The sequence below is a fragment of the Chryseobacterium sp. CBTAP 102 genome, assembly GCF_003201365.1.
In the GTDB taxonomy this organism is placed as follows: Bacteria; Bacteroidota; Bacteroidia; order Flavobacteriales; family Weeksellaceae; genus Chryseobacterium; species Chryseobacterium candidae.
The window spans coordinates 293,538-306,897 of the sequence record NZ_QICX01000004.1; the positions used below are offsets into that span (position 1 = coordinate 293,538).

Annotated in this window: 12 protein-coding genes; 7 read left to right on the forward strand and 5 right to left on the reverse strand. The window is 37.3% G+C overall.

All coding sequences use genetic code 11. From position 1 onward, the window contains the following. The first annotated feature begins 102 nt into the window (after positions 1-102). Complete coding sequence (locus C8D70_RS08150) at positions 103-942, forward strand: alpha/beta fold hydrolase (RefSeq protein WP_110366989.1); 840 nt, start codon at positions 103-105, stop codon at positions 940-942. An 89-nt stretch (positions 943-1,031) separates the two neighbouring features. Here C8D70_RS08150 and C8D70_RS08155 read toward each other — a convergent pair whose 3' ends face one another. Both C8D70_RS08155 and C8D70_RS08160 read right to left on the reverse strand, forming a co-directional pair. Continuing rightward, a complete protein-coding gene (locus C8D70_RS08155) occupies positions 1,032-1,376 on the reverse strand; it encodes a phage holin family protein (protein ID WP_076595577.1) in 345 nt (114 codons plus the stop codon). A 116-nt stretch (positions 1,377-1,492) separates the two neighbouring features. Then, on the reverse strand, positions 1,493-1,915 hold the full coding sequence (locus C8D70_RS08160; RefSeq protein ID WP_110366990.1) for a PaaI family thioesterase: 423 nt from the start codon (positions 1,913-1,915) through the stop codon (positions 1,493-1,495). Between the two features lie 165 nt (positions 1,916-2,080). Here C8D70_RS08160 and C8D70_RS08165 point away from each other — a divergent pair, with 165 nt between their 5' ends. Further along, complete coding sequence (locus tag C8D70_RS08165; protein WP_083688804.1) at positions 2,081-2,503, forward strand: hypothetical protein; 423 nt, start codon at positions 2,081-2,083, stop codon at positions 2,501-2,503. A 218-nt stretch (positions 2,504-2,721) separates the two neighbouring features. Here the strand turns inward: C8D70_RS08165 and C8D70_RS08170 are convergent, their stop codons facing one another. From C8D70_RS08170 to C8D70_RS08175, 3 genes are all read right to left on the reverse strand, one after another. Next, positions 2,722-4,848 carry a type IA DNA topoisomerase gene (locus C8D70_RS08170; protein WP_110366991.1) on the reverse strand — a complete coding sequence of 709 codons (2,127 nt, stop codon included), beginning with the start codon at positions 4,846-4,848 and terminating at the stop codon, positions 2,722-2,724. Between the two features lie 96 nt (positions 4,849-4,944). Continuing rightward, positions 4,945-5,097: a hypothetical protein gene (locus C8D70_RS20785; RefSeq protein ID WP_168801976.1), complete on the reverse strand. Its 153-nt coding sequence runs from the start codon at positions 5,095-5,097 to the stop codon at positions 4,945-4,947. A 335-nt stretch (positions 5,098-5,432) separates the two neighbouring features. Next, positions 5,433-6,146 carry a DUF3575 domain-containing protein gene (locus C8D70_RS08175; RefSeq protein WP_076595572.1) on the reverse strand — a complete coding sequence of 238 codons (714 nt, stop codon included), beginning with the start codon at positions 6,144-6,146 and terminating at the stop codon, positions 5,433-5,435. 1,091 nt (positions 6,147-7,237) lie between these two features. Here C8D70_RS08175 and C8D70_RS08185 point away from each other — a divergent pair. From C8D70_RS08185 to C8D70_RS08205, 5 genes are all read left to right on the forward strand, one after another. Further along, complete coding sequence (locus C8D70_RS08185; protein ID WP_110366992.1) at positions 7,238-8,233, forward strand: EamA family transporter; 996 nt, start codon at positions 7,238-7,240, stop codon at positions 8,231-8,233. An 18-nt stretch (positions 8,234-8,251) separates the two neighbouring features. Further along, positions 8,252-9,280, forward strand: a complete 1,029-nt coding sequence (locus tag C8D70_RS08190) for a methionine ABC transporter ATP-binding protein (protein WP_110366993.1) — start codon at positions 8,252-8,254, stop codon at positions 9,278-9,280. Next, positions 9,273-9,929 carry a methionine ABC transporter permease MetI gene (gene metI, locus C8D70_RS08195; RefSeq protein WP_076595569.1) on the forward strand — a complete coding sequence of 219 codons (657 nt, stop codon included), beginning with the start codon at positions 9,273-9,275 and terminating at the stop codon, positions 9,927-9,929. The genes C8D70_RS08190 and metI overlap by 8 nt, the downstream gene beginning before the upstream one ends. A gap of 100 nt (positions 9,930-10,029) precedes the next feature. Continuing rightward, positions 10,030-10,839 carry a methionine ABC transporter substrate-binding lipoprotein MetQ gene (metQ, locus tag C8D70_RS08200; RefSeq protein WP_076595568.1) on the forward strand — a complete coding sequence of 270 codons (810 nt, stop codon included), beginning with the start codon at positions 10,030-10,032 and terminating at the stop codon, positions 10,837-10,839. Positions 10,840-11,126: 287 nt separating this feature from the next. Then, positions 11,127-13,337, forward strand: a complete 2,211-nt coding sequence (locus C8D70_RS08205) for a glycoside hydrolase family 3 C-terminal domain-containing protein (protein ID WP_410493708.1) — start codon at positions 11,127-11,129, stop codon at positions 13,335-13,337. Positions 13,338-13,360 lie beyond the last annotated feature (23 nt).

Below are 13,360 nucleotides of genomic sequence, written 5' to 3' on the forward strand. Positions count from 1 at the left end.
TTTATATCTGGCAACCCGTTCCAGCTTAAATTGCTGTTTTATACAAATTGTTAAATATTTATATTTGAAAGGAAAAATAAACCGGAAAACTATAAAAACACTATGAATAACCGAAATTTAAAACAAATCCTGATCACTTTACTCGTCATTATCACTTCAAATCCGGTGCTTGCTCAGAAAAGTGAATTTTTGGATACACAGGTAGATAGCCTGACTTTCGTTACTACCAGGAAATTTTTAAACAGCTTAAATACAGATAATTTTCAGAAAAAGGTTTTCATCAAGAATGATATACAAATTCCCTACAGAATCCTGACTCCGAAGGATAATGACAAAAATCAAAAGTTTCCATTAGTCATTACTTTTCATAATTCCACAAGAATTGGAAACGATAATGAAAGCCAGCTTGAACCTTTGGCTAAGATATGGCTGAGAGAGGAAATATATGACAGGTACCAATGCTATGTGATAGCCCCACAATTCAGCACGCGTTCTTCAGTTTATGACAACAACACGGATAATGATCTGGTCTCAAAACCATCAAATGATGTCTTTGCCCTATGGGATCTGATAAAAAATGTAGAAAAAGAATACCGGAATATTGATAAAAACAGAATTTATCTGGTGGGATATTCTATGGGAGCTTCTACAGCACAAAATCTTATGAGCATAGAGCCTGACAAATTTGCTGCTATTGTTTCCATTGCAGCGGTTCCTGATTTTTCAAATCTGAAACAACTGGATAAAAAAAATATCTGGCTCATTCACGGTGAAAAAGACAATGAAAATCCCTATTCGGGAAGTATCAAATTGTTTAAAAAATTAGTTTCAAACAAAAATCTGACTTTTACCACATACGGTAATCTTAATCATAATACGATTACCATCCCGTTTTTAACAACTGAAGATATTCCCAAGTGGCTGTTTGAAAAGAGAAAATAAAAACAAGTAACGGCATTCGGTTTCTATCTACAAAAAAGCCTGCTGAAAATAGCAGGCTTTATATTTTATATTGGATTTATTTCTGATCGTTATTCTCCATCTGAGAACATGGAGTTTGCCAGAGAGGTTACAATTGACAATAATATACTGAAGATAAATGCCCACCAGAATCCATCTACTACCATGCTGTCTATGAAATAATCTGCAATAAGAACAATTGCAGCATTAATTACCAAAGCAAAGAATCCTAAGGTAAGAATGGTCAACGGAAGGCCAAACAGGCTTAAAACAGGCTTTACAAATATGTTAAGAACCCCAAGTACAATAGCAAAGATGATCGCTGAAGAAAATCCTTCAAACTGTACTCCCGGTAAAATTTTAGTTAAAAGGTAAGCGACAATCGCTGTGATAAATAGTCGGATAATTAAGTTCATTGTGATATTTTTTAATGTTTATGGGATTTGTGGAGCAAAAGCCATTCCATTTCGGAAAAAAGAATTCTCTGAAACCCTTTATTGAAGGAATATTCTATCTTTTTTTTCTTAAATTCTTATTTTATTTTCATCATGGTGACTAATGAGGTGGCCACATGACTTTCTGAATCAGAACCTTCGGTCTGAACATAAATTTCTGTTCTCACTACAACAATTTTTCCTCCACCTTTGATAACATAAGATTTTGAAACCAATGCATCTCCCATTGCAGGGCGAAGGTAATTCACTTTCAGCTCAACGGTCACTACATAACAGTCTTCCGGATAATGGCTCACAGCGGCATATCCAGAGGAAACATCTACCAAAGAGGCGATCATTGCGCCGTTGAACATTCCTGCTTTTCTGGTCATCATTTCCATTTTAGGGATCTTCATGGAGATAAAATCAGTTTCTGCTTCCAGCAGTTCTGCCTGATAGAATTTCAGGGTTTCTGAACGGCCAAAGCTGTCTGTAATGAGTTTTCTTTTCTCTGGAGTCATTATTTTTTGAATTTGCATGTAAATTTAAAGATTGATTTAAAGAGTAAAGAATTTAAAGCGTAAAAAATTTCTAAGGGCATGAACTTTTGAGCAGGCAAACTCATTATTTTTGCTTTATCAAAATTCCGGTTCAAAGAGTTAGCTTTGTAATAAAGGAATACTTCTATGGATATCAAAAAAGCACTTCTGTTTTTAAGTTTTCTGGCTGGCTGTATTTTTCATGCGCAAACGCTGCATTTGTATGGCGGTGCAGATCATGATCAATATTTGGGATGCCTAAACTGTGATAATTTTGATAAAAATTCGATCTGGAACAAGTTTAGCGATTACGGAAATACCTTCGGTTCAAAATCTATATGGAATACCTATGGAAACTACGGTAGTACATATGGTGCATATTCTCCATGGAATGCTTATGCTTCTTATCCTCCGGCAATTGTTGATCAGGATGGAAATTTCTTCGGATTTCTTACTTTGAATCCTTATCAACCTGAAAGGTCTGAGCTGGAGCTGGCAGTCATTTTATGCAGGCATCATGATGAGATTAGGAGTGATGTTGATGGCTGGTACAGGAGATTGTTCCGGTAAACCACTCTTTCAGAGAAAGTATAAAACTGCAACCCGCGGAATGACAAATACAGCACTTAGTCTATCCCTACAGCTTGTCATTCCCAATAGAACTAGCGTATACAAAGATTTACCACGTTTGACCGGCAGTCAAAAGGTCACGGGTTCGAATCCCGTATTCTCCACTTAATCATTCTCGTTAACTGTTTTTCCGAATGGAATTGTCGATTTGAAATTGATCAACTAAGCTGTACCTGAAAATCATCATTTAAAGTGAGAACACCTTCTGTGATAGCTTCCGGATGGGTAGAAAAACCTTTTAGTTTTGAGGTTTTTCCTTTTAATACGAGATCCAGGAGCTGTTTATCTGATAATTTTTTACCGAAAATTTCAAAGGTGATTTTAAAGCCGCAGTTTTTGAAATCAGAGCAGCCTACCGCTGTTTTTCCTTTGATCAGATTGTGTCCTTTACATTTAGGACATTTTGTTTCTTCCCAGGACTGAAGTTCTTTTTTCTGGGCAGGTTCTCTTTTTTTCTTTTCCTTCACTTCTTCTTTTTCTTCTTCCTGAAGGGTAATCACTTTTCCTTTTCCGTACACCACTTTTTCAGTCAGTTCTGTAACCATCTGAATCAGTTCTTCTTTGAAAAGATTGGCTTCATACTCTCCTTTTTCAATTTTACGAAGTTTAGATTCCCATTCTCCGGTGAGTTCCGGGCTTTTTAACAGCTCGTCTTCGATGGTATCGATCAGCTGTATTCCGGTTTGGGTAGCGATGAGATTTTTCCTTTTTTTCTCGATGTATTTTCTTTTGAAAAGGGTCTCGATGATGTTCGCACGGGTAGATGGTCTTCCGATTCCGTTGTTTTTCAACATTTCACGAAGCTCTTCATCTTCAACCTGCTTTCCGGCTGTTTCCATGGCTCTCAGCAAGGTTGCTTCTGTATAAGGTTTTGGAGGTGTGGTTTTTCCCTGGTGAATCATCGGATCGTGTGGTCCGGTTTCTCCTACAATAAATTCAGGAATCGTCTGTTCCTCCTCTTTTTCTTTTTCCTTATCGGTAGCTTCTTCTTTGGGTTCTTTGGCATAAACGGCTCTCCATCCTGCTTCAAGAACCTGTCTTCCGCTTGTTTTGAAAGGAATGGTTCCTACTTTTCCTTCTACCAGGGTATTGGAAATTTTACATTCCGGATAAAATACAGCAATAAAACGTTTGGCAATCAGATCATAAATCAGTTTTTCTTCCCTGCTCAGATTCTGTGAAGGTGGAATTTCCGTAGGAATGATCGCATGGTGATCGGTTACTTTTGTATCGTCGAAAACCGCTTTCGATTTCGGAATCGGAGCTTCCAGCAACGGAGCAATCAGATCCTGATAAGGATACATTTTCTGAAGAATTCCTGCAATTTTCGGATATAAACTATCGGATAAGTAGGTGGTATCAACACGCGGATAGGTTACGTGTTTCTTTTCATAAAGACTTTGCACATAATTCAGCGTATTTTCTGCTGAGTATCCATATTTTTTATTGGCTTCCACCTGGAGACCGGTAAGGTCAAAAAGTCGTGGATTTTTTTCTTTTCCTTCTTTAATTTCGAAAGAAACAATTTCAAATGGATTGACTTTAAGATATTCCAGCCCTTTCTCTGCCCGTTCCAATGTTTTTAAACGATCGATCGCTGCATTGAAAATGACATCACGGTATTTGGTCTTCAGCTCCCAGTATTCTTCTGTGGTAAAAGCATCAATTTCTTTCTGACGCTGAACCAGCATGGCCAGTGTGGGAGTCTGCACTCTTCCAATGGAAAGAACCGCTTTATTTCCCCCGAATTTCTTGGTAAAAAGCCTGGTAGCATTAATTCCTAATAACCAGTCTCCTATCGCTCTGGCATTTCCGGCCAGATATAGATTTTTATAATCTTCGGCAGGTTTTAAACTTGCAAATCCTTCTTTAATAGCATCTTCCGTCAATGAAGAAATCCATAAACGCTGGATAGGTTTGTTGCATTTTGCCTTCTGCAATACCCAACGCTGAATGAGTTCTCCCTCCTGCCCGGCATCCCCGCAGTTGATGACCTCATCACATTCTTCCACCAATCTTTCAATCACTTTAAACTGATTTTCCACTCCTTTATTCGGGATCAGCTTGATTCCGAAGCTGCTGGGAATAATCGGCAGTGAAAAGAGATTCCAGGATTTGAACTGTGGACCGTAGTCATGAGGTTCTTTCAGGGTGCAGAGGTGTCCGAAAGTCCATGTTACACAATAGCCGTTTCCTTCCATATAGCCTTGTTTAGGCGTGGTAGCGCCCAATACTTTGGCGATATCTCTGGCAACACTGGGTTTCTCGGCAATACATAATTTCATGAACTCGGGTTTATTGAAGGAGTGCAAAAATCGGGATTTTTTTTGACTTTACAAATTCAGTTGATTGTAGAAGCCTTAAAGTTGAAATAGAGTAAATTAGGTTCTATCTTGTAAAGATGATTGTATCCGATCGGTTCTAAGGGGTTCGATATCATCAATGTCATTTTTCATAGCGCCTGCCAGAGAAGCTGATGCTAAAAACATTTCTGTTCCCCATAATCCTTTCTTTAAAAAATCTTTTCTGTCCATACCAGATTTTTATTGGTTCTTATTTAACAAGAGAAATTTAGAGAGACTGGAAGCCCTGCACATTTAACTGGTTGAATAAATGACTTTGCTGCAAAAAAAAATGCCGGAAACTTTTTGTATCCGGCAGTATGGTTAGATAGGATTGTTGTTTTTGGAAAACATACGGGTATGTTTTACTCTTAAACCTGTTTAATTTAAAAGAATAACTTTATTTAGATTCGCTGTAGTACTGTAAATTTCCAACCTCTTTAATAAGGAGAAGAGCTTTTTGATTAATGTATTATTCTTAACGCTGCCTCCCATGGCTTTTTTTACTGTATTTTACAAATCCAGAATTAAAAAGAATACCCCACTTTTACTCCATAGTTAAAAGCTGGTAATACAATTTTTGAACTTCTGTTTGAATTACCGTCTTTTTTGAAGTTTAAGTTTGGATTTAAATTATTTACAAAACTATATTTTTCTTTAATAGCAGCTGCCAAATCAGTATAAAACTGATCTTCGATGTTTACACCAGAAGTATCTAAGGTAACTTTATTAAAACTCACCCCTGGTCCCGCTATTATAAAATCAACAAACAAATTTTTATAAACAGGAAGCTTATAGCCTACTTCAAAGCCTAAGGTATGAGATATAAGACCAGATTCAAGGTTGTAATTTTTAGAATCATCGGCTGAATTCGGTCTATATACAATAGCAAGTTTGTTATTGTAATTCCGGTATCTGTAATAACTTCCTAAGAAAAATCCGGTGTAATTTTTTACATTTTTCTGTAAATACCATCTATATTCTGGTTGCAGCTCAATACCTTTATAATTAAAATCGTCGGTTTGGATTGCATTTGTATTTAACCCGGAGATTTTAAAAACACCTGATGACATCTTTGCCCCGATAGTTAAGCCTAAAGTCATGTTAGAATTAATAGGTCGCTCATACCCTACCTGAATTTTTCCAAAAGCGAGGGAAAAAGGATTAAACATAACGTTATTCTTCTGAGCATTGATAAGAATGGATAAGAATAATCCACTAAAAATAATTGTTTTTTTCATAAAGATTCTATTATTTAAAAACAAAAAGCCATTGATTTGGCTTTCTGAAATAATTCTAAATTTGTGTTTTATTATATGCAAAAAGTACTTCAAAAATACTGGTTTCTCCAACAATATTTCATTATATTTTCACTTGCATGATAAAATTCATACTATTGAAACCTCTGTTTTTTTACATGGAAAATATCGCATAACCATGTATTGAAATTGTTAATTGGTTATTAAGACAGAAGGCGGGATTTCGGGATTCGAGTTGATAAGTTCGAGCGTAGTTTCAGTAATGAATATCCGATATGGATAACCATACCACTTCCGTTTATTCCTTTACCTATTCCTTCCCATGGAAAAAAGTAAGAATCGTTCCCGGTGTTCCGTTTTCATTTCCAAAATAAAAGTGATACGTTCCCGGATCATCAAAATTTATGATTTTTTTTACCTGTCTTACTCCTAAAACTTTAGTATGAAAATCTAAATTTATTCTAGCATTGTCTGCAACAGGAATAATATGACAGGCCTAATATTCTACCGTTCATTTCTTTTAATTTTGATGCTGAATTACTTTGAACAGAAATCCTGTGCATTTAACTGGTTTAATAAATGCAACACCTGTGTTTCTGTAATCACCTTTACCGGCATTTCACAATTACATAATTCTCATAAATTTCAATATATTTTGACTTTTTCACAACATCTGTTTTAATGAAATTTTGATATAACTGGAACAAAAAGACATAAAAACAATATATTTCACCAAAAAAAATTAAAAATAAAAAAACATACAATAACCTGAAAAACAACAATTTAAATCATTAACAATAATTTAATATTCAAAATACCTACTTTTTTAGTAGACTAATAAAAATTATATTCTATATTTGCAAACGTATTCAGGAAATAAAAAAAATGAAGGCAGAATTAAAGAATAATCCAAAAAAGAAATATACCATCAAAAATATGATGAAGGATATCTGTATGCCTGTACATGAAGAACACTGTGGTTGACCTTACTTTTATTTAGATATATTTTCAAAGGCTTTACCACGTGGTAGAGCCTTTTTCTTATTAAATACAACAACATTAAAAACATAAAAATGAATAATTCCAAAAACAAATGGTTGATTCCATTAGCTTTTACAAACATCTATGTGATATGGGGAGTTACTTTTTTAGCTATTTCATTTGGCTTAAAAGGTTTTCCGCCATTCATTCTTTCGGGATTAAGGTTTCTGGTTGCAGGAATTCTAATGATCGGATATCTTCTGTCTAAAGGAGAAAAAGCAAATTCTCTGGTCAACTGGAAGAAAAATGCAGTTATCGGAGTTCTTATTCTTACAGGAGGAACCGGACTTGTTGCGTGGGGAGAACAATATGTAACGGCTTCAGAAGCGGCTATCTCTATTGCAACCGGCCCATTCTGGTTTATTGCGATCGACAAAAAGAACTGGAAGTATTATTTTTCGGATAAATTTATTCCGATAGGACTGGTCATAGGATTTGTAGGATTAGTACTCTTTTTAAAAGGCAGCATAAATTCTGATATTCATGTAGTTGCTGACGGAAGTCTGCGTATTACTGCGTTTATAGTTTTGGGATTAAGCTCCATTGCCTGGGTACTTGGAGCTCTCTATTCAAAGAAAAATCCTGCTTCCCAATCTACGTTTATGAATATTGCCCAACAGCTTATAGTAGCAGGATTAGCTTCTTTTCTGATTGCTTTTTTCCGAAAGGAATGGACTGATTTTTCAGTTTCTGCGGTTCCGTTATCGGCATGGTTTGGGGTTCTATTTTTGATCTTCTTTGGATCGATAATCGCTTATTTGTCGTACATTTGGCTTCTGTCCGTAAAACCCGCTGCCTTGGTAAGCACCCATACCTACATCAATCCTATTGTAACAGTGATTGCAGGCTGGATTGTTGCGAATCAAAGCATCAATGGAGGTCAGCTGTATGGTTTATTTATTATATTGCTGGGAGTACTTCTAACCAATGTCACCAAGTATTTCAGACTTTCAAAACGGTCCAAGGTCAAAATCAGAAGAGTAAAGAGATTTTTAAACAAAGCAGGCAGACCCTATCAGCCTATTTAAAAAGTATATAAAATCAGAATGATAGAAATCAGAAACATATCCAAAACATTTCACCAGAAAAAACAGTCTTTTAAGGCACTGGATAAGGTGAGTCTTACTATCGATAAAGGAGATATTGTAGGAATTATCGGTTTTTCAGGTGCAGGAAAAAGTACGCTGATCCGTACGGTCAATTTATTGGAGAGACCGGATGAAGGACAGATCATTATTAATGGAAAAGATTTCACCAAACTTAGCTCCAAACAACTGGCTGAGGAGCGTAAAAAAATAGGAATGATCTTCCAGCATTTCAATCTTCTTTCTTCAAGAACTGTTTTTGATAATGTAGCGCTTCCATTGGAACTGGATCATACCAGCAAGGACGATATCAACAGAAAAGTAAATGAACTCCTGAAGATTGTAGGACTTGAAGACAAAGCCAATGATTATCCCAAAAGCCTTTCAGGAGGGCAGAAACAAAGAGTAGCTATTGCCAGGGCTTTAGCCAACGATCCTCACCTTTTACTTTGTGATGAAGCTACCAGCGCACTGGATCCTGCTACAACGCAGTCTATCCTGCAGCTTTTAAGGGATATCAATCAGAGACTGGGAATTACCATTCTTTTAATTACCCACGAAATGGAAGTCATCAAAGCGGTCTGCAACCATGTGGCCGTTATCGACAAAGGAAAATTATTAACAAAAGGAACTTTAAGCGAGATTATTTCGGATAAAGAAAACCCGATCATCCGCCAGTTCATCAATTCAGACATCATGACCCTGCCGCAGGAACTCATCAACAGACTTCAGAAAGAGCCTAAAGAAGATTTATTTCCGCTGATCGAAATAGAACTTAACGAAAACATCAGTGTTGAAGAAATTCTTTCAACGCTATACAACCAATATAAAATCCCTTATAAATTGTTAAAAGCAGATGTAGAATATTTTGGAAATTCCAATTTCGGTAAACTGCTTTTGCAGCTTCAGGGTGAAGCGGAAGAAAACCAGCAGGCGATCTATTATTTCAACCAAAATAAAATTCAAAATACAGTAAAAGGATATGCTTAGTGATACGGTAATTGCCCTTTTGGCAAAAGGAACCTGGGAAACGGTTTATATGACATTTTTATCCGGATTTTTTGGATTTGTATTGGGACTTCCGGTTGGGATTATGCTGTTTTTAACCAGAAAAGGACAGCTGCTGGAAAATGCAGTCTACCATAGGGGACTATCTATTCTGGTTAATATTTTCCGTGCCATTCCCTTCATTATTCTCATTGTATGGATGATTCCTTTCACCAGAATTTTGGCAGGAACTTCTATAGGTGTGAATGCCGCATTAGTTCCGCTAAGTGTGGGAGCAGCACCTTTTATTGCAAGACTGGTGGAGAACAGCCTTATTGAAGTTCCTCACGGTCTTATAGAAACAGCAAGAGCTTTGGGAGCTTCTCCGTTACAGATCATCAGAAAAGTATTGCTGCCTGAGGCACTTCCTTCATTAATCAACAATGCTACTATCACTTTGATTACTCTTGTAGGGTACTCTGCAATGGGTGGTGCTGTAGGCGCAGGAGGACTTGGACAGGTAGGTTACCAATACGGATATATCGGGTATGACATTGTCATTATGAATACCGTTCTGATTCTTCTGGTTCTTTTGGTTTTCATGATCCAGTTTATGGGTGACAGATTATCAAAAAGATTTGATCACAGGTAGTTTTGAGTTGGAGGGTTGGAGAGTTTGAGGGTTTGAGGGTTTGAGTGTATGAGAGTTCATCCATCTTTTACCTCAATAGCATTTAAAATAAAAAAATAGAATGAAAAAAATAAAGTTTTTTGGTTTACTGGCTGCAGGAATATTGCTGTTCAGTGCGTGCTCGGGAAGAAAAGATGACCCGAACTTTATCCGCGTAGGCATTACGTATGGTCCGGAACAGGAGATTGCCGAAGTGGCCAAAAAAGTAGCTAAAGAAAAATACAATCTGGAAGTGGAACTTATCCCTTTCAATGATTATGTAGTTCCCAATGAAGCACTGACTAACGGAGATATTGATGCCAATGCCTTTCAGCATATTCCATATTTAACAGAACAGTCAAAGCAGAGAGGTTACAACCTTGTGCCAGTGGGGAATACATTTGTTTATCCTATTGTAGCTTATTCAAAAAAAATTACTAATATCAGCCAGTTACAGGAAGGCAACACTATCGTTATACCGAATGATCCTACCAACGGAGGACGTTCCTTACTTCTTTTGCAGAAAAGCGGTCTTTTAAAATTAAAAGATGGTGTCGGACTTCTGCCCAAAGTAACCGATATTACAGAAAACCCGAAACAACTGAAAATCATGGAGATTGAAGGTGCTCAGATTCCACGAGTGCTGGATGACAGAGATGTTGTTGTGGGAGTGATTAATAATAATTTTGCCGCTCAGGCCGGCCTTGATCAGGAGAAACAAGGTATCCTTGTTGAAGATAAAGACTCTCCATATGTCAATCTAGTAGTGGCCAGACAGGATAATAAAAACAGCCAGAAAGTAAAAAACTTTGTAAAAGCCTATCAGTCTCCCGAAGTAGAAAAGAAAGCTAAAGAAATCTTCAAAGGAGGGGCTGTGAGGGGCTGGGATTGATGAGTGAGAGGGTTTGAGAGTATTAGAGTTGTGAGAGTGGATCCGGGATTCATAGTATTGCTTTTCACTCGTATGCTTCTCTTTATTTTTTTCGTCATTACAAATAAAATATTTAATAATGAGCTGTCTGTAAATAAGCAGGCAGTTTTTTATTCGCTAAAATTTTATTTTCTCAATTTGAGATAATAAAGAAATTTTCTTTATTTTTGCTTTTAATCAAACAGAAAGGCATTATGTTAAAGAAAACCGTCATTATAAGTTTATTCACTTTTATTTCTGCTTCTTATATGGCTCAGACTAATACTACCATCCCTGTATATCTGGATGAATCCAAACCTGTAGAACAGCGTATTCAGGATGCATTATCAAGAATGACCCTGGAAGAAAAAGTAGCCATGCTTCATGCACAATCGAAATTCAGTTCGCCGGGTGTACCAAGATTGGGAATTCCGGAATTCTGGACAACAGATGGACCTCACGGAGTTCGCCCCGAAGTAATGTGGGACGAATGGGATCAGGCGGGATGGACCAACGACTCTATTATCGCCTACCCTGCCCTGACTGCTTTATCTGCCACCTGGAACAAAAAAATGTCATGGAACTATGGGAAAGCTTTGGGTGAAGAAGCCCGTTACAGAAAAAAAGATATTCTTCTTGGACCTGGAGTCAATATTTACAGAACTCCGTTAAACGGAAGAAATTTCGAATACATGGGTGAAGATCCTTATCTGACTTCAAAAATGGTGGTTCCTTATATCAAAGGGGTACAATCCAACGGAGTGGCAACTTCTGTAAAACATTTTGCCCTGAACAATCAGGAAATGTTCCGTCATACAAGCAATGTGAATGTGGATGACAGAGCGCTTTATGAAATCTACCTTCCTCCCTTCAAAGCCGCAGTAACAGAGGGTGATTCCTGGACCATTATGGGTGCTTATGATATGTACAAAGGCCAGTATGCCAGCCAGAATCAGTATCTTTTAAATGATATTTTAAAGAAGGAATGGAATTATAAAGGGGTTGTAGTCTCAGACTGGGGAGCTGTCAACAATACTGAACAGGCCATTCATAACGGGCTTGATCTGGAATTCGGATCATGGACCAACGGACTTTCTGCAGGAACTAAAAATGCCTATGACAACTATTATCTGGCAAAACCTTATCTTGATCTGATTAAAGCAGGGAAAGTAGGCACCAAAGAATTGGATGACAAGGTAACAAGACTGCTTCGTCTTGCCTATAAAACGACGATGAACCGCAACAAACCTTTCGGGAATATCGCTTCTGAAGAGCATAAAGCTGTAGCCAAAGAAATTGGAGAAGAAGGAATCGTTTTATTAAAAAATCAGGGAAATATTCTTCCAATTGATATTAATAAGGCTAAAAAAATAGCCGTTATCGGAGAAAATGCTATCAAAATAATGACTGTAGGCGGAGGTTCTTCATCTTTAAAAGTGAAATATGAAACCCTTCCTCTTGACGGAATCAAATCCAGATTTGGAAAACAGGCAGATGTAGAGTATGCAAGAGGCTATGTAGGGGATATCGGAGGAGAATATAACGGTGTAAAATCCGGCCAGGACTTAAAAGATACACGATCTGAAACTGAATTACTGAATGAAGCCGTAGAACTGGCCCAAAAATCAGATTATGTCATTTTTGTAGGCGGCCTGAATAAAGCAGACTTCCAGGACAGTGAAGGAAACGACAGAAAAAGCTATGGGCTTCCATACAGTCAGGATCAGGTGATTACTGCTCTTGCAAAGGCAAATAAAAATCTTGCTGTAGTTTTAGTTTCCGGAAATGCTGTAGCCATGCCATGGATTAAAGAGGTTCCAACGGTTGTACAGGCCTGGTATCTGGGTTCTGAAGCCGGAAATTCAATTGCTGCAATTTTAGCAGGAGATGCCAACCCATCAGGAAAACTTCCGTTTACATTCCCTGTAAAACTTGAAGACAATTCAGCACATCAGCTTGGAGAATATCCGGGACAGAAAGATGAACTGGCGGCAGGAAAAGGAAAAGATCAGAAAAATCCTATCAATATTACCTACAATGAAAGCATTTTTGTAGGATACCGCTGGCATGATACTAAAAAGATAAAACCTCTGTTCAGTTTCGGACATGGCCTGAGCTATACCACTTTTGAATTCGGAAAAGCGAAAGCCGACCAGACTACTATTTCACAGGATGGTAAAATCACATTTACAGTAACCGTTAAAAATACAGGTAAAAAAGCAGGTGCTGAAGTGGCGCAGCTTTATATCAGCGATTTAAAATCCTCTGTTCCCCGCCCTGCAAAAGAGCTGAAAGGTTTTGAAAAAGTGTACCTGAATCCGGGAGAACAGAAAGAAGTGACTTTTACCATTGATAAAACGGCTTTAAGCTATTTTGATGCTCAAAAACACGATTGGGTAGCTGAACCGGGAGACTTTGAAGCGCTGATCGGAAATTCTTCCGATGCCATTAAAACGAAAGTGAAGTTTACTTTAAAATAAACTATTCACAAAATATCAAAAGA